We start from the raw sequence: 26,288 nt of genomic DNA on the forward strand, positions 1-26,288 counted from the left end.
ACTCAGTCCCCATGTACGATCAACGGAGCGATCAGGTCGCGGCGCAGGCCGCAGAGCAGCGGAAGAACACGTTCGGATGCGCCGTTGTTGCCAGCGATGATCACGTCGCGTGTGCGCTCGAGTGATTCCAGCAGCGGCGTATCCACTGTGCGGCATGTGGAGGTACGGATACGGAAGTGGGCGGACGCGCTGTGCAGCAACTGGGCCAGGCAGTCGTGGCTGCGGCGATCATTTAACGCCCCGCCAATTACGCGCAGTTCGGCCACGGCACTGGCCGCGCGCATGTCCGCAAACAGCGTCCGCAACGTGGGGGCTGCATCCGGATGGCCGCGCAGGCGAGGGGCAAGCAGCGCAAGCCGATCCACCATGCGGCTTGTCCAGTCGCTGGCATTTCGCACCTGCCCGGCGGCGCGGCGTGCGATGTCCCGCTGGATCATATCCTGCAGGCGCGCGCGGCTGCGATTGCTGTCCAGCGTCTGCAACAGCGACATGCTGCACAGCGCCGCCGCCGTGCCCACGAACAGCGCCAAGCTGCTGTTGAGCGCGCCCGCGATGTGGGTGGCATTGGTGGCGCCCAACCCGGCGATGAGGGGGAAGGTGAGCACTACCCCCAATGCGCCCATGATGAACGGCGGGCGGGCGAGGAACGAGCCACACACCAGCAGTGCCGGCGCCAGTGCCATGGCCAGGCCGACGAAATCGGACAGGCCCGGAAAGATCACCAGCGCGTAGAACAGCCCGATGACCACGCCGATGGTCGACCCGATCAGATAGCGCATGACATGCCCGGCAGGTGCCTCTGTGGTCCCGAACAACACGCAGGCGGTGCCGATGATGGAGACGGCGGTTGCACCGTCGGACCACGCAGTAGCGATCCACAGCGCGCAGGCCAGTAGGATGCCGACGAAGGCGCCCAAGGCGCTGCGCAGGGCGATCCGGTGGTCACGATGCAGCACATGACCGTTCGCCTTCCTGGCAAGGTGCACGGGTACATGCCGGCGCCAGTCCGGGCGGGCGGCGTGCAGCTGCTCTTCCAGCAGCCGGCAGTCGTGATGCGTAGCATCGAGTCCGGCCTGACGTGCGCAGAGATCTGCACGCAGCAGGTCCGGCCATGCTGTGCGCGCCGTGCCGGCGGGCTGCGCGCGCAGCTGGGCCAGTGATTCGTCCACGGCGCTGGACAGCATCAGCACATCGAGCATCCGGTCATGCAGTGCGCGCAGGATCTGCACCTGGGCGACGCCGTGCACACTGTCGAACGGCAGGTGGATGGACAGCGTGTGCAGGTCGAGGAGGTCCGCGGCTACCTTGGAGCGATCCGCAGCCAGTACCGTTTCGTTTGCGCCAGCGCGCATGTCCCGCGTCCAGCGCTCCGCATCGGCGAGGATCGATGCCACGCGCGCGTGCACTCGCGGTGAGACCGGGCGTGGCAACAGCAGGCCATGGACCAGTGTCGCCGCAAGAATGCCGATGGAGATTTCCTGCACGCGGGTGATGGCGATGGTGAAGACGTCATCGGGCACCATCACCGCCGGGAAACCAATCAGGCTGGTGGTGTACCCGGCCAGCAGGAAGGCGTACGCACGCGGTGTGCGGTCGAGCATGGCCAAATACAGGCACAGGCCCATCCAAGCGGCCAGTACCACGCTCAACACCAGCGGCGCGTTGGCGAACCGCGGCACCAGCAGCACCGTAGCAACCGCACCGCCGACCGTTCCCAGCAGGCGGAACAGGCCGCGGCTGAGCGTTGCCCCTGAGAGCGGCTGCGATACCAGATACACGGTGCCGATCACCCAGAACGGGCGGGTCAGGCCGATGCGCAGCGAGACATACAGCCCGAGGATCGCGGCGAGCAGGCATTTGAGCGAGAACAGCAACGCTTCGCCGTCGCCCTTCAATGCGGGCGACATCAACAGCGCGATGCGGGTAGGGACGGGGATGTGCATGCCGCCATCGTATTCAGCGAGCCCCGCCGCCGAATTTCGCTATAATGTCAGTCTATCGCTGAATCCGGTCATCGAGAATGACTCGCATTTCACTGCCTGGATTTGATCTGGACCCGGACGCGACGGATCGGCCGGCAGTGGCCAGCCGCCTGCAGGTGGCCGACCACGATGCCGAGATTCCGGTGCATGACCACCGCAAGGGACAGCTGATCCTGGCACTTCATGGCGCGGTGACCTGCGAGGTGGCCAATGCGCTGTGGATCGTGCCGCCACAGTGCGGCGTGTGGATTCCGGGCAGCATGCCGCACAGCAACCGGGCCACCGCCAACGCCCGCCTGTGCTATCTGTTCGTCGAGCCGGGCGTTGTCGACCTGCCACTGCACTGCGTGACGCTGTCGATCTCGCCGATGGTGCGCGAGATGATCCTGCACCTGGCCGATGCGCCGCAGGACTACCCGCGCGGCGGGCACACCGATCGCCTGGCGCGAGTGCTGCTGGACGAACTGGTGCAGATGCCGGCCGAGCGGTTGTACCTGCCGGTGAGCGACCACCCCAAGATCCGTGCGCTGGCTGCGGCGCTGTCAGCCAATCCGGCCGATCGCAGCACCATCAGCGAGTGGGCCAAACGCCTGGCGTTGGGTGAGCGCACGTTGACGCGGCTGATTGATCGGGAAACCGGACTGTCGTTCGGGCGCTGGCGGCAGCAGCTGCATCTGCTGGTTGCGATTCGCGAGCTTGCCGGCGGCGCGGCGGTGCAGCGGGTGTCTGAAACCCTGGGCTATGAATCGGTGACGGCGTTCATCACGATGTTCAAGAAAGCGCTGGGGCAATCGCCCACGCGGTATTTTGCGGCGCGGTTGCGGGATCAGGATTCAGCTGCGCGTGGTGGTTGATGGTGACTGGCATGAGCGCGGTGAAACAGTGTGGTCGTGGTGATGGCTTTGCCGACAGGGATTAGTGTTGTCGGCTCCCGCGCCAACTTCAGCGAGGCCAGCCTAGAGCCTCGCCTCAGCTGCCTGCCGCATGGCTTCAAGTTTCTTGAAACTAGGCTCGGTCCGGGACTCCGTCGAATGACTGCCGTCTGGGTAAAAGAACACTGTGCTTTCGCCTTTTCGCTTCACCTTGGGACCAATGGATCGGACGAGGAATTGGGGATGGAAGATGGGTTCAAAGTGGACTGCACGTGCGTTCGGTGCTCGGAGCCTGATGAATATGTCTGCGTCCGTCGTCAGGCTGATGCTCTTTCTATCTCCGCCAAGAAAACGTTCGTGCAACCAAGGGTAATAGTTCTGCTTCACTGAGGCGACGCCTTCAGCGCTGATGCTGGCTTTGAAGTTGGGGCCGCCGTGTGCGGAGTCGGATTCATCAAACATTACGATGAGGCCGCCTCCCGCGCCCAATTTCACGTCACTGCCAAACTTGGATGGATCTCTGTAACTGACCCCAAAAATCGCGTTGCTGAGTCTCCAGCGGCACGCTCCACTTCCATTGACTGCCAGTGTGGCCTCGTAAAGGTCTGTTCCGGGCCGACGTACAGGTTGAAGATGAAGTCCCGCATAATTGTCTCGCGTGCGCTTCTCCCAATCCAGCATGGAACGGTACGTCGTGGTGCATTTCGTCGAGCGGTAGATCACCTGCATGTCTCTCGCTACAAGCTCCTCTGGCACCTTGATCGTCACCTGGATCGTGCCAGCCTCTGACTTGGGTGAAAGAGTGCTGTTGCGAGCGAGTTGACAGCCGCTGAGAAACAGGAGTGCAAGAACTGTTGTTGCGATGGAAGATCTCATCTGCTGGAGTCTTGGCATGCTGACTCCTTATGAATGCTGAGGACGCCATTGGCATCCTCCTTGAAGCAGAATGTCGCTTCGTATATTGCAGTAGGCATGTACCAGAGAATTGGAATGTCTCGCCTCATTTGGAAATAGTAGGGCGTGTTCAATATGAAATGGAAATTCTCCGCATCGTCTTCGTCTGGGTCGTGCTGGTACCCGTCAGGCATTGAACCATATGAAATGCACTTGCCAGGCCTGAGTTTCATCGGCTTGGCATCGTCCTTAAGACTGATGGCCCACCTTCCTGTATGGAGTGTATGGGGCTCCATCAGCAGGAGGCTTGAAACCGGAAACGACCGCCATGCTTTTTGCGGAATGCAGATGGCAGGGATGCCGTCTACCAGCCTGACATCTGCCTCTTCTCTCGCCAGCTGATACGCGTGCACTGCGTAGGGCGCGGAACAGCAACCGGCTGCGACGAGCAACGCCAAAGTGCTCTTGATGAGTTTCATTGACTTTCTGATGTCTCCATCTGCCCAAGGCTGAGGGGTTGAGCGATTTCGCTACCCTTATCTGCCCTGTCAGCATTGTCGTGCCCGCAAAAGGCAAAGAAGATGCGTGGCGGCGTGGAGCGGTCACAGGACCGGGGATAGTGGGAAGGGCGTCATGATTGCGCGGGCGAGAGGAAGGGTGAATCCGGGGCAACTACGACATCGGCAGAAGCGACTACTCGCTCACCTGCAACCGCCCCACAGCCTGCGCACTCAACGCCAGGCACGCCAGCATCAGCCCCTCCATCACCCGGTCGCCCACGTAGTCCTCGGGCTCGCCGTTCTGCCGGGTCCGCTCCGCTGCCAGCAGCACCTCCTGAACCACCCGCAAGCCAGCCAATGCGCAATCGGCGTCGGCCAGCGCCATGCAGCGCCCCGGCAACTGGTGCCGCTCCGGCCAGGGCTGCCCGTCGGCCGCAGCGCCTTTGCCGATGCGCTTCAGGTTGGCAATCAGGGTGTTCATATCCACAGTGGGCACAGCCTCTGCCAGGTCATCGGCGTTGGCCGGCTCGCAGTGGGCGCGCAGAGGGGGCAGGTCAGATCCGTTCATGGCGAGGCTCCGTGCAAGGCAATCGGTAGCCGCCACATAGAGGTGGCGGACGGTACGTGGTTCGAATCCCGGAGCTCTACGCATACACCGGCGGGCATCAAGCCCCCACGCACCGCCCGCCATAGCCGGCAGACGGATTGCCAGCCGGCGCCACGCAAGGTGACGCCGGCTGGCAAGCGTAAACAACGCATAGAGCATCACGGGGATTCGAAACCCGGCCACCCGTTTTCGGTGGCACGCCATCTGAGCCCGCGTCGCTGTGCAATGCCAATCAGAAGAGTTGTAAACAACTCGCGATTGGAGACGCTTCCGGCATTGAACCACGCTGTTAAGTACTGGCAGCGCTGGCTGCCGCGTTGGTCCACCGCGACCAGGCAATCTGCGACAGGTGTCGTGGTTGTAGGGGGTGCGCGGGATGTGTGAGCGGGTTGATGGCGACAAGCCATGGGTAGCGCTGGACCATGCCCGGCGAGCAACGTGGTGTGGCGCTCGGATGCACTCCGCCGGGCATGGCCCGGCGCTACCGTTTCCGTCGCGCCTTGACGTTCCCAGCCACCAAGCGCAGGCTTGCCCAGCACGTTTCCTAAACACAAAGGAGACTTATGACAGCTACCGCGTCCCTGCATCCCACGCCCGACACCCAAGGCCGTTCACGCCTCTGGAACGTGTTTTGGCTGCAAGGGGTCATCCCCAGCAACATGCTCTGGGCCGTTGCCCTCTGGGCCCTGGCCAACCAGCGCACCACACTGGTGCTGGCGATGTTCGCCGTGCTGCTGCTCTATACCGGTTGGATCATCCCCGCGGTCTGGCGCGCGGCGCCCACCGCGCGCACCCCGAACCTGGGCGTTGCCGCGCGCGGGCTGACCGTAGCCTGGGGCCTGAATACGGTGCTGGTGATCTTCTTCCTGACCCTGCAGCTGGTGACTCAATAGAACTGGATCGGCTCTCCGCTGCGGTCGAAGGCGGCGAAGCGGCCGATCTGGCCGTCGTTGATGGCGTTGACCATCAGCCGCAGCGGGCGGGTGGCCTCGTCGGTGCTGGGGGCGAAGCCTGCGCGCCCATCCATTGCCGCCACGAACACCATGTCCCACTCCACGCCGGTAGAGGTGGACTCGCTGGCCAGTGCCTGGAAGCTGGGCACCTCGGCCGGCAGCTTGTCCACGCACAGCACAGGCGACAGGGTGCCGCCCTCGCGCCGGTCATGCCGGTCGCGCTGGTCGTCGGTGGGCGATTCGGGCAGGTCGGCGCGGGCGAATACGAACAGCAGGCGTTGCGGTTCGGCCTGTTCGCTGGCGGCCTGCAGCAATTGCTGGAAATCATTCATCATCATGATGGCTGTCACACGCACGCTGCACGGAAAGCCGCATGCTGCCATAACGTCCGGGCGGCGTGGCCGGCGGCGATTGATTTAAGTCATCCCGCTGCCAATGCCCGCCGCGTAGGCTGGCGTCAGTCTCAGCAGGCGAGGGTATCCGGGCCGTTCCGGGCACAGGCAAGAGGGTGGAACAACAACGTGGACCAGCCATGAGCCAACTGACCGACGGATTCGGACGCAGCTTTCCTTACCTGCGCCTGTCGTTGACCGAGGCCTGCAACTTCCGTTGCAGCTACTGCCTGCCCGATGGCTACCAGGCCGACGGCCGCCCGCGCTTCCTGGCGGTGGACGAGATCGCGCGCCTGGTGCGCGCCTTTGCCACGCTGGGGATGAGCAAGATCCGCCTTACCGGTGGCGAGCCCAGCCTGCGCAAGGACCTGGACGAGATCATCGCTACGGTGGCGGCCGTGCCGGGCATCCGCAAGGTGGCCATCACCACCAATGGCACGCTGCTGCCGCGGCGCCTGCCGGGCTGGCACCGCGCTGGCCTGACCGCGCTGAACGTGAGCATGGACAGCCTGCAGCGCGAGCGCTTCAGGACCATCACCAGCCATGACCGCCTGCCGGACATCCAGCAGGGGCTGGAGATGGCGCAGGCACTGGGCCTGCCGGCCATCAAGCTCAACGCGGTGCTGCTACGCGGCCTGAACGACGACGAGCTGCCGCAGTGGATGGACTTCCTGCGCGACCGTCCTTTCAGCGTGCGCTTCATCGAACTGATGCGCACCGGCGACAACGAAGCCTATTTCCAGCGGCATCACCTGCGTGCCGACGTGGTGATCGAGCAGTTGCTGGCCGCTGGCTGGCATGAGCGCCCGCGCGCGGCCGATGCCGGCCCGGCACGCGAGTTCAGCCACCCGCAGCATCGCGGCACGGTGGGCATCATCGCCCCGTACTCGCGTGACTTCTGCAAGGGCTGCAACCGCCTGCGGGTGACCGCCAAGGGCGATCTGCGGCTGTGCCTGTTCGGCGAATTCGGCGTGCCGCTGCGCCCGCTGTTGCAGAGCGACGACGACCAGGACGCGCTGCTGGCACGCATCACCACACAGCTTGGCCTGAAAGCGGCCGGGCACGGATTGCACCAGGGCCAGACCGGGTTGACCCCGCATCTGGCGTCGATCGGAGGATGAGGAACACGATGAGTGGTGAATTGAACGCGGCCTTCCACATGGCCGATGTGCGCGACAAGCGCGTTACCCGCCGCCGCGCGGTGGCGGTGGGCGAGCTGCATGCCGGACCGGTGGCCTACCCGCTGATTGTCGAGCGCCGCCTGCCCAAGGGCGATGCGCTGGTGATGGCCGAGATTGCCGGCCTGCAAGGCGCGAAAATGGCCTCGATGTTGATGCCGTTGTGCCACCCGCTGCCGCTGGAACTGGTGCAGGTGTACTGCGCGCCGGTGCCGGAACGGCAGTCGATCCGCGTGTGGTGCGAGTGCGCCAGCGAGGCCCGCACCGGTGTGGAGATGGAAGCACTGGCCGGGGTGAACGCCGCACTGCTGACCCTGTACGACCTGAGCAAGCCGGTGGAGCCGGCGCTGCGCATCGAGGGCATCCGCCTGCTGTTCAAGGAAGGCGGCAAGCGTGGTCTTTGGCTGCATCCGGATGGCATGGACGAGGGTGAGCGCGCACGCTTCAGGCCACGCCCGCCCAGGGGTTTGAGCGGTGCGGCCTGTGCGGTGATCACCCTGAGCGATCGCGCCAGCGAGGGTAGCTATGCCGACGAGTCCGGCCCGAAGCTGGTGAGCGGGCTGCAGGCGCTCGGTGGCGAGGTGGTGGCTGCCGAGGTACTGCCGGATGGCATCGAGCCGCTGGCAGGCCGGCTGCGTGCGCTGGCGGGCGAGGGCGTGCGCCTGTGCCTGTGTACCGGCGGCACCGGGCTGGGCCCGCGTGACCTGACCCCGGAGGCGCTGCGTTCGTTGAACGCGCGACCGGTGCACGGCCTGGCGCAGATGGTGCGTGCGTTGAGTGCGCAGCACACGCCGATGGCCTGGCTGAGCCGGGCCGAGGTGGTGCAGCTGGATGACATGCTGGTGTTTGCGCTGCCGGGCAGCCCGCGTGCGGCCGCGCAGTGCCTGGACATTCTGGCGCCGGTGCTGGGCCACGCGCTGGCGATGGTCGATGGCGGTGGCCACGCATGATTGCCTACAGCGAAGCGCTGCAGCACCTGATGCAGGCGGCCACGCCGCTGCCGGCCGAGCGGCTGGCATTGCATGAGGCTGCGGGTCGCATCCTGGCCACGGACATCATCAACGGGCAGTCGTTGCCGCCGTTCGACAACTCGGCGATGGACGGCTTCGCGCTGCGCGCCAATGGCACGCCGCTCGAAAGCGATACCGAATTTGTGGTGCAGGGCTGGCAGGCGGCGGGCGACGCCGGTACCGAGGGCGGCGACGGCGCCTGGGAAATCATGACTGGCGCGCGCATGCCGGTTGGGCTGGATACGGTGGTGCCGATCGAGAACGTGGAGATCCTTGCCAGCGAGCAGGGTCGCCCGACCCGCATTGCGTTGAAGAGCGGGGTGAAACCCGGCCAGAACGTGCGCCTGCGCGGACAGGACGTGGAAGAAGGCGAGCGCGTGCTGCAGGCAGGGCAGGCGCTGGACATCAATGCACGCACTCTGCTGCACGCCATCGGCGTGGCCGAGGTGGCGGTGGTGGCACGGCCGAAGGTCGCGGTCATCGCCACTGGCAAGGAGCTGGTGACCGAAGCGGCGCAGGCGCTGGACTCCGGACAGATCCGTGACAGCAACCGGCCCTACCTGATCGGCCGCCTGCAGGCCGCCGGTGCCGAGGTGGTGTGGCAGGGCACGGTGGGCGATGACGTGGCTGCCTTCGATGCGGTGCTTGACGGCACGCTGGCTGCGGGCGCGAAGGTGCTGATCAGCACCGGCGCGGTGTCGGCCGGCCGCTACGACTTCATTCCCGATGCGCTGCGCGCCCGCGGCGCCCGCATCGTGTTCCACAAGGTGGCGATCCGCCCGGGCAAGCCACTGCTGTTTGCAGTGCTGCCCGATGGAGCGCTGTATTTCGGCCTGCCGGGCAATCCGGTGTCGGCGGCGGTGGGGCAGCGTTTCTTCGTTGAACCGGTGCTGCGTCGCCTGCTGGGCCTGGCCGCAGAGCCGCTGCTGCAGCTGCCGTTGCAGGCCGATGTGCGCAAGCCGCCGGGCCTGCGCTTCCACGCGCGTGCGCGGGTGGACGTGGACGCGCAGGGGCGCTTGAGCGCGCGCGTGCTGTCTGGGCAGGAATCGTTCCGTTTGAAATCCATGCTGCAGGCCAACGCCTGGGTGGTGCTGGAGGGCGAGGGTGACCTCGTCGCGGCCGGCACACCGGTGCGCGTGCAGGGCTGGGGCCATCAGGACCCGCTGCAGCTGGCAACCCAGGAGTGATGATGAAACAGGTGAATCTGCAGTTGTTCGGTGCGTTTTCCGATCTGGATGACAGCCGCGAGATTGCGCTGGAGGTGGCCGGTGGCACCGTGGCCGATCTGCGCCAGGCGCTGCGTGAGCTGTTGCCGGTGCGCTTTCCCGGTTTCCGCGCCGGGTTGCTGGACTATTCGGCCTTTGCCGACCAGCAGCGCGTGCTGCGCGACCACGAGGCGCTGCCTGCCGATGGCAAGGTGGCGATTCTGCCGCCGGTGAGCGGGGGCTGAGCCATGAGCAGCAACGTGATGGCAACGGTGGTGGACCGTGCGCAGCACGCCATCAACCCGGCCGAAGGCATCGCGGCGGTGTCCGACCCGGCATTCGGCGGCATCGATGTTTTCATCGGCAAGGTGCGCGACTTCAATGTGGGGCGGCCGGTGACCGGCATCACCTATGACCTGTTCGAACCACTGGTGCTGAACGAGATCCAGCGCTTTGCGGCGGAGATCGAGGCGACGTTCGGGCCGAAGCTGAAACTGTATGTGGCGCATGCCAAGGGTCGCTTGGACATTGGCGATGTGGCGGTGGTGGTGGCTGCGGGCAGCCCGCACCGTGATGAGGCGTTCCGTGCCTGCCGGCAGCTGATCGAGGCGGTGAAGCACCAGTGCCCGATCTGGAAGCAGGAGCATTACGAGGACGGCGACAGCGAGTGGAGCGAAGGCTGCACGCTGTGCCACGCCGATGGTGAACCGGCGCATGATCATCAGTGACGCCAGTAGATCCACGCCATGCGTGGATGGAGCCTTCCCCTCGCGCCCGGCAGGAGCAGCTACGCATGGCGTGGCTCTACTGAGGCGTACCTGCACGGTTGCTCCATGCGTGGATGGCGCCTTCCCCTCGCGCCCGACAGGAGCGGCCCCGCATGGCGTGGTCGGGTTTCCCGCGTGACAACGCCCATTGCCGGCATCCTTCTGGCCGGCGGCCTGTCCAGCCGGATGGGCCGCGACAAGGCATTGCTGCCCTGGCAGGGGCGCACCCTGCTGGAGCACATGCGCGGCACCTTGCGGCTGGCCGGGGCAGACCGGGTCTGGGTGAGCGGGCGCTACCCTGCCTTCGGCGGCATACCCGACCAGATCACGCGTTGCGGGCCGCTGGGAGGCCTGTTCAGCGTGGCGATGCAGATGCCCGATGGCCCGGCCTGGGTAGTGCCGGTGGATACGCCCCGCTTGACCCCGGATCTGCTGCAGCAATTGCGTGACGGGCATCGCAGCGCTTGCACGATCTTTGACGGGCATCCGCTTCCGATGCTGTTTAATGTGGACAATGAAAGTCGCACGATCCTCGAAAACATGATCCACGATCCCCTCGGCCCGCGTTCCCTGCAGGCCCTGCAACACCGGCTGGACGCGCAGACCCTGCGCCTGGCCCACGCCGATGAAAGCGCCCTGGTCAACTGCAATACCCCCACCCAATGGGAGGACGTTGCCTCATGAAGGTGCAGTTGCAAGAACAGACAATGCGTCTGCGCCTGGACGAGGCCGAACTGGCCCGGCTGCTGGCCGGTGAAACGGTGGAGAACCTGACCCGGTTCGGCGGCAGTGGTGGTTGGGGTACCGCCGTTTCGCTGCACGGCGGCGAGAACGCTGTGCTGCTCGACAGTGGTACCGATTGCCGCCTGGTATTGCCCCGATCTTCCGTGGAGGACCTGGCTGGGCGCCTGCCATGCCGCGATGGCCTGGCCTTTGCGCTGTATCTGGACGACGGCACCACGCTGCAACTGCAGTTCGATGTGGATGTGCGCGACAGCGTGCGCCAGCGTGGCGTGACCCGTCGCGGTTCCGCGTCACCGGTTTGACATTTGTCAGGGGCAGGGTGAAAACCCGCCCCTGATTGATCCAGATCAACCCCGTCGTTGCTGCTGCACGGCCTAATGGCTGCATGACGACGGGTTACAACTTGAAAGCAGTACCCACGTCATTCCACAGCCTTGGAGCCATGTATGACCGTCGGTAGCGATCCTGTTGTCCGCAGCACTGCCAGTCCCGGTCGCGTCATCAGCGACTGGACGCCGGAAGATCCCGGCTATTGGGAGCGCACCGGCAAGCGGGTCGCCACCCGCAACCTGGTCATCTCCATTCCCTCGCTGCTGCTGGCGTTCTCGGTCTGGGTACTGTTCTCGGCGGTGACCATCAGCCTGCCGAAGATCGGCTTCGGCTTCAGCACCGATCAGTTGTTCTGGCTGGTGGCACTGCCCAGCCTGTCCGGCGCGACGCTGCGCATCTTCTATTCGTTCGTGATTCCGATCTTTGGCGGACGCCGCTGGACGGCGCTGTCCACTGCGTCGCTGCTGGCACCGACGATCTGGCTGGGCTTTGCGGTGCAGAACCCGGCCACGCCGTACTGGGTGTTCGTGGTGATCGCGATCCTGTGCGGCTTTGGCGGGGCGAACTTCTCCTCGTCGATGTCCAACATCTCCTTCTTCTATCCCAAGCAGAAGCAGGGCCTGGCGCTGGGCCTGAATGCCGGCCTGGGCAATGTCGGGGTGTCGGTGGCCCAGGCGGTGATTCCGCTGGTGATCACGGTGGGCGTATTCGGTGCGCTCGGTGGTGCGCCGCAGCCGGTGGTGGAGGGCGGTGCACCGCTGTACCTGCAGAATGCCGGCTTCATCTGGGTGCCGGCCATTGCGATCTGCGCGGTGGCGGCCTGGTTCGGCATGAATGACCTGACCAGCGCGCGTTCCTCGTTCGCCGAGCAGGCGGTGATCTTCCGCCGCAAGCACAACTGGCTGATGTGCTGGTTGTACATCGGCACCTTCGGTTCCTACATCGGCTTCTCTGCTGGCTTCCCGATGCTGGTGAAGAGCCAGTTCCCCGCCGTGAACCCTCTGGCCTACGCCTTCATCGGCCCGTTGCTGGGTGCGCTGATGCGCTCGGTGGGCGGCAGCATGGCCGACCGCTGGGGTGGTGCGCGGCTGACGTTCTGGGTGTTCGCGCTGATGATCGCAGCGGTGTTCGGCGTGCTGCATTTCCTGCCCAGCGATGGCCAGGGCGGCAACTTCCATGGCTTCCTCTTCAGCTTCATGGCGCTGTTCGTGCTCAGTGGCATCGGCAACGGCACCACCTTCCGCATGATCCCGGTGATCTTCCGCACGCTGCATGAGCGCCTGTCGGCGGGGGCCAACGCTGAAGGCAAGGCCGCATCGGCGCACCAGGCCGGCATCGAGTCGGCTGCGGTGGTGGGCTTCTCTGGTGCGATCGGTGCCTACGGCGGCTTCTTCATTCCCAAGAGCTATGGCTCTTCGATCACGTTGACCGGCAGCCCCGATATGGCGCTGTACGGGTTCGTCGTTTTCTATGTCACCTGCCTGGCCGTGACCTGGTGGTGGTACTACCGGCGCGGCGCTGAGACGCCCTGCTGACATGAAAACGCACCGCAGCCAGATGACACACACAGCCACGATGCAGATGTCCGCAAAGGGAGACCCCCGATGAGTTATTTTCTTGATCGCTTGCAGTTCTTCAAGCGTGACCCCCAGCCCTTTGCCGATGGCCATGGGTTTGCCAAGAGCGAAGGCCGTGACTGGGAGAACAGCTACCGGCAGCGCTGGCAATACGACAAGATCGTGCGCTCCACCCACGGGGTGAACTGCACCGGTTCGTGCAGCTGGAAGATCTACGTCAAGAACGGACTGGTCACCTGGGAAACCCAGCAGACCGACTACCCGCGCACGCGCCCGGACCTGCCCAACCACGAGCCGCGTGGCTGCCCGCGTGGCGCCAGCTATTCCTGGTACCTGTACAGCGCCAACCGCCTGAAGTATCCGCTGATCCGCGGCACGCTGCTGCGCCTGTGGCGCGAAGCACGCAGGACCCAGGGGCCGGTGGATGCCTGGGCCAGCATCGTGGAGGACAAGGAAAAGGCGCGCTCGTACAAGACCCGGCGCGGCATGGGCGGTTTCGTGCGGCTGAACTGGGAAGAAGCCAACGAGATCATCGCGGCTTCCAATCTGTACACCGTGAAGCAGTATGGGCCGGACCGCGTGGTCGGTTTCTCGCCGATTCCGGCGATGTCGATGGTGTCCTACGCCGCCGGCGCGCGTTATCTGTCGCTGCTGGGCGGCGCCTGCCTGTCCTTCTACGACTGGTACTGCGATCTGCCGCCGGCCTCGCCGCAGATCTGGGGCGAGCAGACCGACGTTCCCGAATCGGCCGACTGGTACAACAGCCGCTACATCATCGCCTGGGGCTCGAACGTACCGCAGACGCGCACGCCGGATGCGCACTTCTTCACCGAGGCCCGCTACAACGGTACCAAGACGGTCTCGATCTGCCCGGACTATTCCGAGCTGGCCAAGCTGACCGATCATTGGCTGCACCCCAAGCAGGGCACCGACGCCGCGTTGGCGTTCGCCTTCGGCCACGTGATCCTGCGCGAGTTCCATGTGGATTCGCCGTCGCAGTACTTCCAGGACTACTGCCGCCAGTACTCGGACATGCCGATGCTGGTGCGCCTGGAGCGCCGCGCCGATGGCCGCCTGGTGGCCGGCCGTTTCCTGCGTGCCAGTGAGCTGGGAGGGTTGGGCGAAGCCAACAACCCGGACTGGAAGACCCTCGCTTACGACGAGACCAGTGGCCAGATCGTGGTGCCGAACGGTTCGATCGGTTTCCGCTGGGGCGAGAAGGGGCGCTGGAACATCGAGGAGAAGGCCAGCAACGGTGCGGAGACGCGCCTGCGCCTGAGCCTGTCCGAGGCCAACGATGGCATCGAGGCGGTCAGCTTCCCGTATTTCGGTGGCATCGAGAGTGACGGCTGGACCGCCGCCCCGGCCGAGGAAGTACTGGATCGCAACATTCCGGTACGTCGCCTGGCGCTGGATGATGGCAGCCAGACGCTGGTGGCGACGGTGTATGACCTGCTGCTTGCGCAGTACGGCGTGGACCGCGGTTTCGGCGGCGCCAACGTCGCCAGGAGCTTCGATGAGAACGTGCCGGGCACGCCCGCCTGGCAGGAACGCATCACCGGCGTGTCGCGCGGGGAAGTGATCGAGATCGCCCGCGAGTTCGCGCGTACCGCCGACAAGACCCATGGCCGCTCGATGATCATCGTCGGTGCCGGCATGAACCACTGGTTCCACAACGACATGAACTACCGCGGCCTGATCAACATGCTGATCATGTGCGGCTGCGTGGGCCAGACCGGCGGCGGCTGGGCGCACTACGTGGGCCAGGAAAAGCTGCGCCCGCAGACCGGCTGGCAGCCGCTGGCGTTCGGCCTGGACTGGAGCAGGCCGCCGCGCCATATGAACGGTACGTCGTTCTTCTACTTCAACACCGGGCAGTGGCGTTACGAGAAGCTGCAGGTGGACGAACTGCTGTCACCGCTGGCTGACGCCAGCAAGTACAGCGGCAGCCTGGCCGACCTGAACCTGCGCGCGGTGCGCATGGGCTGGCTGCCAAGTGCGCCGCAGCTGGACCGCAACCCACTGCAGCTGGTGCGCGAAGCCGACGCGGCGGGCGTGGCACCTGCCGACTACGCACTGGGCAAGTTCAAGGACGGTTCGCTGGACTTCGCCTTCGCCGACCCGGATGCCAGCCAGAACCACCCGCGGATGATGTTCATCTGGCGCTCGAACCTGCTGGGCTCTTCGGGCAAGGGCCACGAGTACATGCTGCGGCACCTGCTGGGGACCCGCCACGGCCTGCAGGGCAAGGACCTGGGCGAGATGGGCGCAGTGAAGCCGGAGGAGGTGAAGTGGCGCGACGAGGCGCCGGAAGGCAAGCTGGATCTGCTGGTGACGCTGGACTTCCGCATGTGCACCACCGCGCTGTACTCGGACATCGTGCTGCCCACCGCCACCTGGTACGAGAAGGACGATCTCAATACCTCGGACATGCACCCGTTCATCCATCCGCTGTCGAAGGCGGTGGACCCCGCCTGGGAATCGCGCAGTGACTGGGACATCTTCAAGGAGGTGGCGCGCACCGTGAGCGAGATGGCGCCCGGCGTGCTGGGCGTGGAGAAGGACCTGGTGCTGGTGCCGACCCTGCACGATACCCCCAATGAGCTGGGCATGCCGTTCGGCGTGGCCGACTGGAAGAAGGGCGAGTGCGAGGCCATCCCCGGCCAGACCATGCCGTCGATGACGGTGGTGGAGCGCGATTACCCGAACCTGTATCGCAAGTTCACCTCGCTGGGCCCGCTGCTGGACAAGCACGGCAATGGCGGCAAGGGCATGAACTGGGATACGAAGCATGAGGTGGAATTCCTCGGCAAGCTGAACCATACCGTGCGCGAGGAGGGGGTCAGCCAGGGCCGGCCGGCCATCTCGACGGCGATCGACGCGGCCGAAGTGATCCTGCACCTGGCCCCGGAAACCAACGGCCATGTGGCAGTGAAGGCGTGGGAGTCGCTGGGCGGCTTCACCGGCCGCGAGCACACCCATCTGGCGGTGGGCAAGGAGCACGAGGCGATCCGCTTCCGTGACATCCAGGCGCAGCCGCGCAAGATCATCTCTTCGCCGATCTGGTCCGGGCTGGAAGACGACAACGTCAGCTACAACGCGGGCTACACCAATGTGCACGAGCTGATTCCGTGGCGCACGGTGACCGGCCGCCAGCAGTTCTACCAGGACCACGAGTGGATGATCGACTTCGGCGAGGCCTTCATGAGCTACCGGCCGCCGGTCAACACCCGCACCATCGAGCCGCTGCTCAACCAGCGTTCGAACGGCAACAAGGAGATCGTGCTGAACTGGATCACCCCGCACCAGAAGTGGGGCATCCACAGCACCTACAGCGACAACCTGATCATGCAGACGCTGTCGCGCGGTGGCCCGATCGTGTGGCTCAGCGAGGACGACGCGCGCAGTGCCGGCATCGTCGACAACGACTGGATCGAGCTGTTCAACGTCAACGGTGCGATCGCCGCGCGAGCGGTGGTCAGCCAGCGGGTGATGCCGGGCATGGCGATGATGTACCACGCCCAGGAACGCATCATCAACGTGCCGGGTTCGGAGATTTCCGGCACCCGCGGCGGCATCCACAACTCGGTGACCCGCATCGTGCTCAAGCCGACCCACATGATCGGTGGCTACGCGCAGCTTGCCTACGGTTTCAACTACTACGGCACCTGCGGCACCAACCGCGACGAGTTCGTGATCGTGCGCAAGATGGACAAGGTGGATTGGCTGGACGATGAACAGCCCGCTGGTGCCTCGGCATCGGCCAGCAAGGAGGTAGTGTGATGAAGGTCCGTGCACAGATCGCGATGGTATTGAACCTGGACAAGTGCATCGGCTGCCACACCTGCTCGATCACCTGCAAGAATGTGTGGACCTCGCGCGAGGGCGTCGAGTACGCCTGGTTCAACAACGTGGAAACCAAGCCGGGCATCGGCTACCCGAAGGAATGGGAAAACCAGGAGAAGTGGAATGGTGGCTGGGTGCGCACCGGCAGCGGCAAGCTGGTGCCGCGCGCCGGTGGTCGCTGGCGGATGCTGGCCAAGATCTTCGCCAACCCGGACCTGCCGCAGATCGACGACTACTACGAGCCGTTCGATTTCGACTACCAGAACCTGCACACCGCCAAGGACAGCCAGCACCAGCCGACCGCGAGGCCGCGCTCGCTGATCAGTGGCGAGCGCATGCAGAAGATCGAATGGGGCCCGAACTGGGAGGAGATCCTGGGCTCGGAATTCAGCAAGCGCTCGCGCGACTACAACTTCAATGAAGTACAGAAGGAGATCTACGGCGCCTTCGAAAAGACCTTCATGATGTACCTGCCGCGCCTGTGCGAGCACTGCCTGAACCCGGCGTGCGTGTCGGCGTGCCCGTCGGGCGCGATCTACAAGCGCGAGGAAGATGGCATCGTGCTGATCGACCAGGACAAGTGCCGCGGCTGGCGCATGTGCGTGTCGGCGTGCCCATACAAGAAGATCTATTACAACTGGAAGAGCGGCAAGTCGGAGAAGTGCATCTTCTGCTACCCGCGCATCGAGATGGGCGAGCCGACGGTATGTTCGGAAACCTGTGTCGGCCGCATCCGCTACCTGGGCGTGATGCTGTACGACGCCGACCGCATTGCCGAGGCCGCGTCGGTAGCTGCCGAAAAGGATCTGTACCAGGCCCACCTGGATATTTTCCTGGACCCGCATGATCCGGCGGTGATTGCTGCTGCGCGCGCCGAAGGCATTCCGGACAGCTGGCTGGAATCGGCCAAGCAGTCGCCGGTGTACAAGCTGGCGATCGACTGGAAGCTGGCGCTGCCGCTGCACCCGGAGTACCGCACGCTGCCGATGGTCTGGTACGTACCGCCGCTGTCGCCGATCCAGTCGGCGGCCGAGCGGGGCCGCATCGGCATGAGTGGCGAGCTGCCGGACGTGGCCTCGCTGCGCATTCCGGTGCGCTACCTGGCCAACATGCTGACAGCCGGTGACGAGGCGCCGGTGGTGCGTGCGCTGGAACGCCTGATGGCGATGCGCGCCTGGCGCCGGGCCAAGAACGTGGACGGCGTGGAAGACACGGCGGTGCTGGACCAGACCGGGCTGACCGTGGCCCAGGTTGAAGAGATGTACCGCTACCTGGCCATTGCCAACTACGAGGACCGTTTCGTGATTCCGACCGCACACCGCGAGTACGCCAACGATGCCTTCGGCGAGCGCGGCGGCTGCGGTTTCACATTCGGCAACGGCTGCAACGGCGACAGCCCGGCCGACCTGTTCGGGCAGCGCAAGAGCACCAGCTTCGTGGTGAACAACGGCCCGAACCACCGCCGCAAGGAGGTGGTGTGATGAGCGTACTGAAGCTGGTGGGGGTGCTGCTGGACTACCCCCGCGACGAACTGTGGCAGCACGGCGAGGAACTGCTGGCGGCCTGTGACGAGGTGGCACTGACACCGGCGCGGCGCGGGCAGCTGCGCGGCTTCGTGCAGCAGTTGCTGGACAGCGATCCGTTGGATGCGCAGGCCGCCTGGCTGGCGACTTTCGACCGCGGCCGCTCGATGAGCCTGCTGCTGTTTGAACACATCCACGGCGAATCGCGTGACCGCGGCCAGGCCATGGTGGACCTGGTGGAGACCTACCGCCGCAACGGTTTCGAACTGGATGCCCGCGAGCTTCCGGACTACCTGCCGCTGCTGCTGGAGTTCCTGGCCCACCAGCCGGAGACCGAAGCGCGGGAGTGGCTGCACCACATCGGCCACATCGCCGGGATGCTGGCCGCGCGCGCCGCCGAGCGTGAGCTGCCGCACGTGCCGCTGCTGGAGATCCTGGTGGAGGCTGGTGACGGCAAGGTCAACCTGGAGGCGCTGCGGCAACGCGCCAGTGAGGAACCCCGCGACGATACGGCCGAGGCGATGGACCGGTTGTGGGAAGAGGAAGCGGTGCGTTTCGGTGCCGAAGCGCCCGCTGAAGACTGCAAGCCACCGACGCGCTCGCCGGCCCGTCCCGTGCATCGTGAGGTCCAGCCATGAACTACTACCTGCATCAATTCGCTTTCCAGTACTACCCGTACATCGCCGTGGCGGTGCTGCTGATCGGCAGCTGGGCACGCTATGACAAGGCCATGTACACCTGGCGCACAGGTTCCAGCCAGATGCTGTCGGACAAGGGCATGCGGATCGGCAGCAACTGCTTCCACATCGGTATCCTGGCCATTCTCGGTGGCCATCTGGTCGGCCTGCTGACCCCGCACGCGGTGTATGAGCACTTCATCACCTCCTCGCAGAAGCAGATGCTGGCGATGGTGGTGGGCGGCGTGTTCGGCGCACTGTGTTTCATCGGCATCAGCATCCTGCTGGTGCGCCGGCTGACCAACGCCCGCGTGCGCGCCACCGGCAGCTTCGGCGACACCCTGGTGCTGGTGCTGCTGTTCGCCCAGCTCTGTCTTGGCCTGTACAGCATCCGCGTATCGTCCGGGCATCTTGACGGTGGGGTGATGGTGCAGCTGGCCGAATGGGCGCAGCACATCGTGACCTTCCGTGCCGGTGCTGCTGACTACATCGAGGGCGTCAGCTGGGTCTATAAGATGCATATCTTCCTGGGCCTGACTCTGTTCCTGATCGCGCCCTTCACCCGGCTGGTGCATGTGTGGAGCATTCCGGTCAGCTATCTGTGGCGGCCGTACCAGGTGGTGCGCCGTCGCCAGGCGGCGCTGCGCTACGGACCGCGGGAGTAAGCCATGGGCAACCTGCCGAAGTTCCTGCCGATCACCGTGATCGATTCCGCCCAGACGGTCCCGGCCGAGGCCCACCAGCACCAGCATGACGGGGCAGGGGAGGGGCCGCGCTCGCTCGGGCAACCTGCACCATGCCGGTTGTTCGTGGAGGACACGGCGATAAGCGAGGCCGACATCGCCCGCGAGATGCAGCACCATCGGGCACTGCGCCCGGAACAGTCGCGTGCCGAGGCGGCGCGCGCACTGGTGGTGCGTGAACTGCTGCGGTTGGAAGCGCAGCGCCTGGGCCTGCTGGCGCCGGCAGGCGGCCGGGTCAGCGATGAGGAAGTGCTGATCCAGCAACTGCTGGAAGACGCGATCGAAGACCGCGTGCCGACCGACGAGGACTGCCAACGCTACTTCGAGCAGAACCCGGAGCGATTCCGCTCACCGGATCGGGTACGGCTGCGCCACATCCTGCTGGCCGCGCCGGCCGATGATGTGGCCGGGCGGCTGGCCGCACGCACCGAGGGCGAGCGTCTGGCCAATGAACTGAAAGCAGCGCCGCACCTGTTCGCCGACTTCGCCCTGCGCCATTCGCGCTGCCCGTCCAGCAGTGACGGCGGTGACCTGGGCTGGCTGCAGCGTGGGCAGACCACGCCGGAGTTCGATCGCCAGGTGTTCCGCCTGCGCGAGGGCCTGGCTGGCTTCCCGGTGGAATCACGCTGGGGCTACCACGTGGTCAGCATCGATGGGCGCGAAGAGGGGCAACCACTGCCGTTTGCAGCAGTGCTGCCACAGATCCGGGACTACCTGGAGCTGCAGGTGCGCCAACGCGAGGTGCAGGTGTACCTGCTGCAGCTGCAGGAGCGCTACCCGGTGCGCGGACTGGATGAGATCGAAGCTGAAGCCGAGGTCGGCTGACCCACTCTTGAGGAAGGAGATTGCATGAACCAGGCCCTTGCCCCCGCCAGTGCCGGGCAGCAGCAGCGTGCGCTGTGGCTGAGCACATTCGCCTTCACCGTGTGCTTTGCGGTGTGGATGATCTTTTCCATCATCGGTATCCAGATCAGCGAGCATCTGGGATTGACCGACACCCAGTTCGGCTTGCTGATCGCCACCCCGGTGCTGACCGGCTCGGTCAGCCGCGTGTTCCTCGGCATATGGTCCGACCAGTTCGGCGGCCGCAAGGTGATGGTGCTGGTGATGCTGTGCGGCGCAGTGGCTACCTGGATGCTGACCTATGCCCACACCTACCCCCAGTTCCTGTTCGCCGCGCTGTGCGTGGGTATTGCCGGTGGCAACTTTTCGGTGGGCGTGGCCTATGTGTCCAGGTTCTTCCCGGCCAGCAAGCAGGGCACCGCCCTGGGCATATTCGGCGCCGGCAACATCGGCTCGGCGGTGACCAAGCTGCTGGCGCCTTTGGTAATGGTGGCCGCGGGCTGGACCATGGTGGCCAAGGTCTGGGCGGTCGCGCTGGCGGTCACCGCCGTGCTGTTCTTCCTGTTCAGCAAGGAAGACCCGTCGCTGGAACAGCGCCGCCGTGACGGGGTGAAGCCGGTGCCGTTCTCCGAGCAGATGGCTCCGCTGAGGAACCTGCAGGTGTGGCGGTTCTCGTTGTACTACTTCTTTGTGTTTGGTGGTTTTGTGGCACTGGCGTTGTGGCTGCCGCATTACCTGGTGGGGGCGTACGGCATGGACGTCGGCACCGCCGGCATGCTGGCAGCCTGCTATTCGATTCCGGCCAGCCTGTTCCGCGTGGTGGGCGGTTGGATGTCCGACAGGATGGGGGCGCGGCGGGTGATGTACTGGACGTTCAGTGTGTCGGCCATCTGTACCTTCCTGCTGGCCTACCCCGATACCGAGTACGTGGTGAAGGGCATCCATGGCCCGATCCACTTCCACCTGGCCATCGGCGTGGTGATGTTCACCGTGCTGGTGTTCGTACTGGGCTTCTTCATGTCGCTGGGCAAGGCTGCGGTCTACAAGCACATCCCGGTGTATTACCCCAGGCACGTGGGTGCGGTGGGTGGTGTGGTGGGCATGATTGGCGGCCTGGGTGGCTTCATCCTGCCGATCGTGTTCGGTGCGTTGAACGATGTGCTGGGCATCTGGAGCAGCTGCTTCATGTTGCTGTTCGTGGTGGTGTCCGCTGCGCTGGCGTGGATGCACTTCGCGATCCGCCGGATGGAGCGTCGACACTTCCCGCAGATCGATCGGGAGACCGATCTGCCGGAGGCCATCGATGCGGCTGCCGCGGAACGGGCACGCGGCACGTGAACGGCAGTGCCGGCCGCTGGCCGGCACCTCAGCGCAATACGTCACGCTTGATTTCAATCAGGGCTACGCGAAGAGGAACGCGCGAGGATGACAGCCATGAGCTTCCACGTTGATGCGAGCGAGGACACAGCGCTGCAGGCCGCATTGCTGCGGCAGCCGCGCCATGTGCTGTTTCCACCGGCCGGCCATTTCAGTGCCGGCTTCGGTGAAAGCGGCTGGCGTACTGCCGTGCAGGCCAGCAACGAGCACCTGATTCCACGTGGCCTGACGCTGGGCTTCCAGACCGGACGCATGGGGCGCGATGTGCCGGCCGAACGCTATCTCGACACATTGCTGGCCGCGTTGCGCCTGCAGGCAGATGCCTTGGCCGAGGACCGCGAGGTGGTGGCGATGGTGCTGCAGCTGGGTCTGGCCCAGGCACTGCCGCCGGTTCTGCTGGGGCAGCTGCTGGATGCGGTGCCGCAGTACCTGCGCACCGTGGCCCGCCCGCAGGTGGAGGCACGGCTGGATGCCGGCAGCGGCTTGTCGCCTGCACAACTGCGTGCAGTGGGTTGCACGCGGCTGAACGTGATCGACCGCGCCGATGCGCCTGGCCCGGCAGTGCTGGCGCAGGCGCGCGACGCCGGCTTCACTGCCCGCTACTACCAGCTGCGTGTGCCCGCTGCGGAGGACGCCGGATTCATCGGGCGCCTGCAGACCGTGCTGGCAGATGCGCCCGAACGCGTGCTGTTGCCGGCGCCGTGTAGGCTGCCAGAGCATCCGTCATCGGAACGCTGGCTGCAGGCATGGCGATTGCTGCGCGAGGCAGGCTATGTGGGTATCGGCGGCGACCATTACCAACGCGGGGACCTGCCGGACCCGAACGGCCCGGGTGACGGCCAGCGTCATTGCGATCTGGCAGGCGTGCCCCGCCGCGATCGCAGCGATTTCATCGGCATCGGCCTGGCGGCGTGCAGCCAGATTGGCGAGGTGTTCTGCCGGACGGAGGATGACCTGGAGCGTTGGCAGGCTCGCCTGCGGGCAGGGCATGTGGGCGTGGCCGCTGGCCTGATCCTGTCGGAGGAGGAGCGGCTGGCTGCGGAGGTCGCGCAGAGCATCGCCTGCGATCATGCGCTGGATGCTGCTGCCTTCGAATGGCGTAATGATGTTCCGTTCGATGAATGCTTTGCCGAGACCCTGCCTGCACTCGCACCGCTGCTCGCGCGGGGCTGGGCGCGCTGGGACGGCCGCGTGCTTCGCCTGGCCGAGGAAGGGCGGTTGCTGTGGCGTATGATGGCCGCATGTTTCCGGCCGGCGGCCGCCATCGCTTGAGTGCTGTCCCGATGTCTTCAACTCCGCCCTCACAGGCCCGACCCGGCCGGACCACGCCGAATCCTGCCGCCGCCGATGATGGCGACGCGCTGCATTTCTGCAGCACCTGTGCCTTCTCCGATGCCTGCATGTCGCAGGGCTATGACAAGACGGCGCTGGGCGAGCTGCATGTGCTGGTCGACCACGTCGGGCCGTTCCATGCGGGTGATTACATCTTCCGTGCGGGTGAGGCCTTCGATTCCATCGCCGCTGTGCGCGCAGGCATGGTCAAGACCTTCGTCGACGACAGCCAGGGCAACGAGCAGGTGCTGGGCTTTGCTCTGCCGGGCGAGGTGATCGGGCTCAATGCGATTCACGGTTCGCGTTTCCCCTGCAATGCGGTGGCACTGGATACGGTGCACCTGTGCCGCATTTCGTTCCCCAAGCTGAGCCTGCTGGCCACCCGCATGCCGGGGCTGCAGGCCAAGCTGTTCAGCCTGCTCAGCGCGGAGATCGGCAAGGTCGCCACGCTGGCGGCCAACCACCGCACCGAGGAGCGGATGGCAGCGTTCCTGCTGGATATGTCGGCGCGTTACGCACGGCGTGGTTTTTCCGCGACCCGCTTCAACCTGACCATGGCCCGCACCGAGATCGCCAATTACCTGCGGATGGCGCCGGAGACGGCCAGTCGCGTGCTGCGTCGGTTGAGCGATGATGGCGTGATTGCGGTGAAGCAGCGCGAAATCCTGCTGCTGCAACCCGACCGGCTGGCGGCACTTGCCGTGGCCGATGAAAACGAGCCCGATTGAACCTGGCCAGGGAGCCGACGATGAAGCGATGGGCAATGGTGTTTCTGGGTCTGCTGGCCACGTTGCCTGCGTGGGCTGGCAACCTCACCGTGTCGGCGGCATCCAGCCTTACCGAGGGCTTCCGCGAGCTGGGCGCAGCCTATGAGAAGGCGAACCCGGGCAGCAGGGTCGACTTCAACTTTGCTGCCTCCGGGGTGTTGCTGCAGCAGATCGCGCGCGGCGCGCCGGTGGATGTGTTCGCCTCCGCCGATGAAAAAACGATGGACCAAGCCGCGCAGCAGAAGCTGCTGGCAGCGGGTACGCGCGAGGTCTTCGCAGTGAACGCGTTGTGGGTCGTCGTGCCGCCGCAGGCGAAAGCGCCGCCGCGCGCACTGGCCGATCTGGCGAGTGCCGCTGTGCAGCGCATCGCACTGGGCAACCCGGAAAGCGTGCCGGTGGGCCGCTACGCGCAGGGGGCGTTGCAGGCCGCCAAGCTGTGGCCGGCCGTGCAGGGCAAGGTGATCAGTACGCAGAACGTGCGGCAGTCGCTGGATTACGTGGCGCGGGGCGAGGTGGATGCGGGGTTTGTCTACGCCACCGACGCGCAGGCAATGCCTGATCGCGTGCGGCGCGCGTTCGAGGTTCCGGTTGCCGGACGCATCGCCTATCCGCTGGCGGTGGTGCAGGCCAGCACGCAACCGGTGGAAGCCAGGCGCTTCGCGGCGTTCGTGCGCTCGGCGCAGGGCCAGGCGATCCTGCACAAGCACGGGTTCGGCAAGCCCTGACGGATGGACCTGGACTGGAGCGCACTGGGGTTGTCGTTGAAGGTGGCCGGCTGGGCCACGGCGATCAATCTTGTTGCCGGCGTGGCACTTGGCGCGCTGCTGGCGCGACGGCGCTTTCCCGGTCGGGAACTGCTGGATTCGATACTGACCCTGCCGATGGTGCTGCCGCCGACGGTGCTGGGCTATTACCTGCTGGTGCTGATCGGGCGCAATGGCCCGATCGGCGCCTGGTTGCAGTCGTGGTTCGGCATCAACCTGGTGTTTACCTGGCAGGCGGCGGTGATCGCTGCTGCGGTGGCGTCGTTTCCGCTGGTGTTCAAGCCAGCACGCGCTGCATTCGAGGAAGTGGACGGTCAGTTGGAGCAGGCCGCGCGCACGCTGGGCGTGTCCGAAGCGGCGGTGTTCTTCCGCATCACCCTGCCGCTGGCATGGCGCGGGATTCTGGCGGGCCTGCTGCTGGCGTTCGCACGGGCGATGGGTGAGTTCGGCGCCACGCTGATGGTGGCCGGCAGCATTCCGGGCCGCACGCAGACCTTGTCGATCGCCATCTATGAAGCGGTGCAGGCGGGGCAGGATGGCAAGGCCAATGCGCTGGTGATCCTGACGTCGGTGGTGTGCATCGTGATCCTGCTGCTGGCCGCGCGGCTGGTGGGCGGGCGCCGTCGGGAGCTGCGCGATGTGGCTTGACCTGCAGGTGCAGCGGCGATTGCAGGCGTCCGGCCAGACGTTCGAGCTGGACGTTGCACTGCAGTGCACGCAGCGGCAGGTGGTGCTGTTCGGGCCTTCCGGCGCTGGCAAGAGCCTGACGCTGAAAGCGGTGGCCGGCCTGCTACGACCGGAGCAAGGGCATGTGCGCCTGCACGGGCAGGCACTGTTCGATGCGGGAGCGGGGGTCGATCTGCCACCGCAGCGTCGTCGCCTGGGATATGTGTTCCAGGACTACGCGCTGTTTCCGCACCTGAGCGTGCGTCAGAACGTGGCGTTCGGGCTGCAGCGGGGCTGGTTGAATCCACCACGTGGCACCCGTATCGAGGCAGTGGAGCAGTGGCTGCAGGCATTCCGGATCGAGCACGTGGCGGATCTGCTGCCGTCACAGGTATCCGGCGGACAGCGCCAGCGCACGGCGTTGGCGCGTGCACTGGTGACCCGGCCGCAGGCGCTGCTGCTGGACGAACCGTTCGCAGCGCTCGACCACGATCTGCGCCAGCACCTGCGCCAGGAGCTGGAAACCGTACTGGATGAAACCGGTATTCCGCTGCTGCTGATCAGCCACGATCCGCAGGATGTGNCGGTGTTCGGCCAGCAGGTAGCGCGGGTGGTNGAAGGGCGNATCGTCGGCGGATGACGCGCGGCGGTCATGCCGGGCCATGCCCGGCGNAACCCGGCNCGCNGTGNATCCACGCAGGTAGTGCCGGCCGCTGGCCGGCAGCTTCATAGCGCCAAG

At 65.6% G+C, this 26,288-nt stretch carries 26 protein-coding genes; 21 read left to right on the forward strand and 5 right to left on the reverse strand.

Annotation, left to right across the window (positions count from 1 at the left end; genetic code table 11):
* Positions 1–2: 2 nt before the first annotated feature.
* Entirely contained in the window at positions 3–1,943 is a 1,941-nt protein-coding gene (locus TEP_RS08405; RefSeq protein WP_240790660.1) for an FUSC family protein, read from the reverse strand.
* Positions 1,944–2,020: 77 nt separating this feature from the next.
* On the opposite strand from TEP_RS08405, the gene TEP_RS08410 reads away from it, so the two are divergent.
* Positions 2,021–2,836, forward strand: a complete 816-nt coding sequence (locus TEP_RS08410; protein WP_032974530.1) for a helix-turn-helix transcriptional regulator — start codon at positions 2,021–2,023, stop codon at positions 2,834–2,836.
* Between the two features lie 102 nt (positions 2,837–2,938).
* Here the strand turns inward: TEP_RS08410 and TEP_RS08415 are convergent, their stop codons facing one another.
* The 3 genes from TEP_RS08415 to TEP_RS08425 form a co-directional block, all read right to left on the reverse strand.
* Positions 2,939–3,748, reverse strand: a complete 810-nt coding sequence (locus tag TEP_RS08415) for a hypothetical protein (protein WP_132824942.1) — start codon at positions 3,746–3,748, stop codon at positions 2,939–2,941.
* Positions 3,727–4,227: a hypothetical protein gene (locus TEP_RS08420; protein WP_132824943.1), complete on the reverse strand. Its 501-nt coding sequence runs from the start codon at positions 4,225–4,227 to the stop codon at positions 3,727–3,729. Before TEP_RS08420 ends, TEP_RS08415 begins: the two co-directional genes overlap by 22 nt.
* Positions 4,228–4,441: 214 nt before the next feature.
* Positions 4,442–4,816, reverse strand: a complete 375-nt coding sequence (locus TEP_RS08425; protein WP_132824944.1) for a hypothetical protein — start codon at positions 4,814–4,816, stop codon at positions 4,442–4,444.
* Positions 4,817–5,514: 698 nt separating this feature from the next.
* Here TEP_RS08425 and TEP_RS08430 point away from each other — a divergent pair.
* The gene (locus tag TEP_RS08430; protein WP_240790661.1) at positions 5,515–5,748 is read left to right on the forward strand and encodes a hypothetical protein; all 234 of its coding nucleotides are present in this window, start codon (positions 5,515–5,517) and stop codon (positions 5,746–5,748) included.
* On the opposite strand, the gene TEP_RS08435 is transcribed toward TEP_RS08430, so the two are convergent.
* Positions 5,742–6,146, reverse strand: coding sequence for a ribonucleotide reductase subunit alpha (locus TEP_RS08435; protein ID WP_088100348.1), 405 nt, complete (start codon positions 6,144–6,146; stop codon positions 5,742–5,744). The genes TEP_RS08430 and TEP_RS08435 overlap by 7 nt on opposite strands.
* A 194-nt stretch (positions 6,147–6,340) precedes the next feature.
* Between TEP_RS08435 and moaA the strand changes: the two genes are divergently transcribed.
* The 19 genes from moaA (at position 6,341) to TEP_RS08530 (ending at position 26,189) form a co-directional block, all read left to right on the forward strand.
* Complete coding sequence (moaA, locus tag TEP_RS08440; RefSeq protein ID WP_132824945.1) at positions 6,341–7,321, forward strand: GTP 3',8-cyclase MoaA; 981 nt, start codon at positions 6,341–6,343, stop codon at positions 7,319–7,321.
* A gap of 8 nt (positions 7,322–7,329) precedes the next feature.
* The gene (gene moaCB / locus TEP_RS08445) at positions 7,330–8,328 is read left to right on the forward strand and encodes a bifunctional molybdenum cofactor biosynthesis protein MoaC/MoaB (RefSeq protein ID WP_132824946.1); all 999 of its coding nucleotides are present in this window, start codon (positions 7,330–7,332) and stop codon (positions 8,326–8,328) included.
* The gene (gene glp / locus TEP_RS08450) at positions 8,325–9,575 is read left to right on the forward strand and encodes a gephyrin-like molybdotransferase Glp (RefSeq protein ID WP_132824947.1); all 1,251 of its coding nucleotides are present in this window, start codon (positions 8,325–8,327) and stop codon (positions 9,573–9,575) included. The genes moaCB and glp overlap by 4 nt, the downstream gene beginning before the upstream one ends.
* Positions 9,576–9,577: 2 nt before the next feature.
* Positions 9,578–9,838, forward strand: a complete 261-nt coding sequence (locus TEP_RS08455) for a MoaD/ThiS family protein (RefSeq protein ID WP_025874341.1) — start codon at positions 9,578–9,580, stop codon at positions 9,836–9,838.
* Between the two features lie 3 nt (positions 9,839–9,841).
* Entirely contained in the window at positions 9,842–10,321 is a 480-nt protein-coding gene (locus TEP_RS08460) for a molybdenum cofactor biosynthesis protein MoaE (RefSeq protein WP_132824948.1), read from the forward strand.
* Positions 10,322–10,495: 174 nt separating this feature from the next.
* Positions 10,496–11,044: a molybdenum cofactor guanylyltransferase gene (locus TEP_RS08465; protein ID WP_276321428.1), complete on the forward strand. Its 549-nt coding sequence runs from the start codon at positions 10,496–10,498 to the stop codon at positions 11,042–11,044.
* The gene (locus tag TEP_RS08470; protein ID WP_132824950.1) at positions 11,041–11,406 is read left to right on the forward strand and encodes a hypothetical protein; all 366 of its coding nucleotides are present in this window, start codon (positions 11,041–11,043) and stop codon (positions 11,404–11,406) included. The genes TEP_RS08465 and TEP_RS08470 overlap by 4 nt, the downstream gene beginning before the upstream one ends.
* A gap of 144 nt (positions 11,407–11,550) precedes the next feature.
* Positions 11,551–12,969 carry a NarK family nitrate/nitrite MFS transporter gene (locus TEP_RS08475; protein ID WP_132824951.1) on the forward strand — a complete coding sequence of 473 codons (1,419 nt, stop codon included), beginning with the start codon at positions 11,551–11,553 and terminating at the stop codon, positions 12,967–12,969.
* Between the two features lie 69 nt (positions 12,970–13,038).
* A complete protein-coding gene (locus TEP_RS08480; protein WP_132824952.1) occupies positions 13,039–16,794 on the forward strand; it encodes a nitrate reductase subunit alpha in 3,756 nt (1,251 codons plus the stop codon).
* Positions 16,794–18,338 carry a nitrate reductase subunit beta gene (gene narH / locus TEP_RS08485; protein WP_025874347.1) on the forward strand — a complete coding sequence of 515 codons (1,545 nt, stop codon included), beginning with the start codon at positions 16,794–16,796 and terminating at the stop codon, positions 18,336–18,338. Before TEP_RS08480 ends, narH begins: the two co-directional genes overlap by 1 nt.
* On the forward strand, positions 18,338–19,018 hold the full coding sequence (gene narJ / locus TEP_RS08490; protein ID WP_132824953.1) for a nitrate reductase molybdenum cofactor assembly chaperone: 681 nt from the start codon (positions 18,338–18,340) through the stop codon (positions 19,016–19,018). The genes narH and narJ overlap by 1 nt, the downstream gene beginning before the upstream one ends.
* Complete coding sequence (gene narI / locus TEP_RS08495) at positions 19,015–19,722, forward strand: respiratory nitrate reductase subunit gamma (RefSeq protein ID WP_088100111.1); 708 nt, start codon at positions 19,015–19,017, stop codon at positions 19,720–19,722. The genes narJ and narI overlap by 4 nt, the downstream gene beginning before the upstream one ends.
* A 3-nt stretch (positions 19,723–19,725) precedes the next feature.
* Positions 19,726–20,625, forward strand: a complete 900-nt coding sequence (locus TEP_RS08500) for a peptidylprolyl isomerase (RefSeq protein ID WP_132824954.1) — start codon at positions 19,726–19,728, stop codon at positions 20,623–20,625.
* 24 nt (positions 20,626–20,649) lie between these two features.
* Positions 20,650–21,981 (forward strand): nitrate/nitrite transporter, encoded by a 1,332-nt coding sequence (locus TEP_RS08505; protein ID WP_132824955.1) that lies wholly within the window; start codon positions 20,650–20,652, stop codon positions 21,979–21,981.
* Between the two features lie 96 nt (positions 21,982–22,077).
* Entirely contained in the window at positions 22,078–23,292 is a 1,215-nt protein-coding gene (locus TEP_RS08510; RefSeq protein ID WP_132824956.1) for a coproporphyrinogen III oxidase, read from the forward strand.
* 11 nt (positions 23,293–23,303) lie between these two features.
* Positions 23,304–24,080: a helix-turn-helix domain-containing protein gene (locus TEP_RS08515; RefSeq protein WP_033831271.1), complete on the forward strand. Its 777-nt coding sequence runs from the start codon at positions 23,304–23,306 to the stop codon at positions 24,078–24,080.
* 20 nt (positions 24,081–24,100) lie between these two features.
* Positions 24,101–24,844, forward strand: coding sequence for a molybdate ABC transporter substrate-binding protein (modA, locus tag TEP_RS08520; protein WP_132824957.1), 744 nt, complete (start codon positions 24,101–24,103; stop codon positions 24,842–24,844).
* Positions 24,845–24,847: 3 nt separating this feature from the next.
* Positions 24,848–25,531 carry a molybdate ABC transporter permease subunit gene (gene modB, locus TEP_RS08525; RefSeq protein WP_025874355.1) on the forward strand — a complete coding sequence of 228 codons (684 nt, stop codon included), beginning with the start codon at positions 24,848–24,850 and terminating at the stop codon, positions 25,529–25,531.
* Entirely contained in the window at positions 25,521–26,189 is a 669-nt protein-coding gene (locus tag TEP_RS08530) for an ATP-binding cassette domain-containing protein (protein WP_132824958.1), read from the forward strand. Before modB ends, TEP_RS08530 begins: the two co-directional genes overlap by 11 nt.
* The last annotated feature ends 99 nt before the right edge of the window (positions 26,190–26,288 follow it).

The sequence above is a fragment of the Stenotrophomonas sp. TEPEL genome (assembly GCF_004348785.1).
Classification (GTDB): domain Bacteria; phylum Pseudomonadota; class Gammaproteobacteria; order Xanthomonadales; family Xanthomonadaceae; genus Stenotrophomonas; species Stenotrophomonas indicatrix.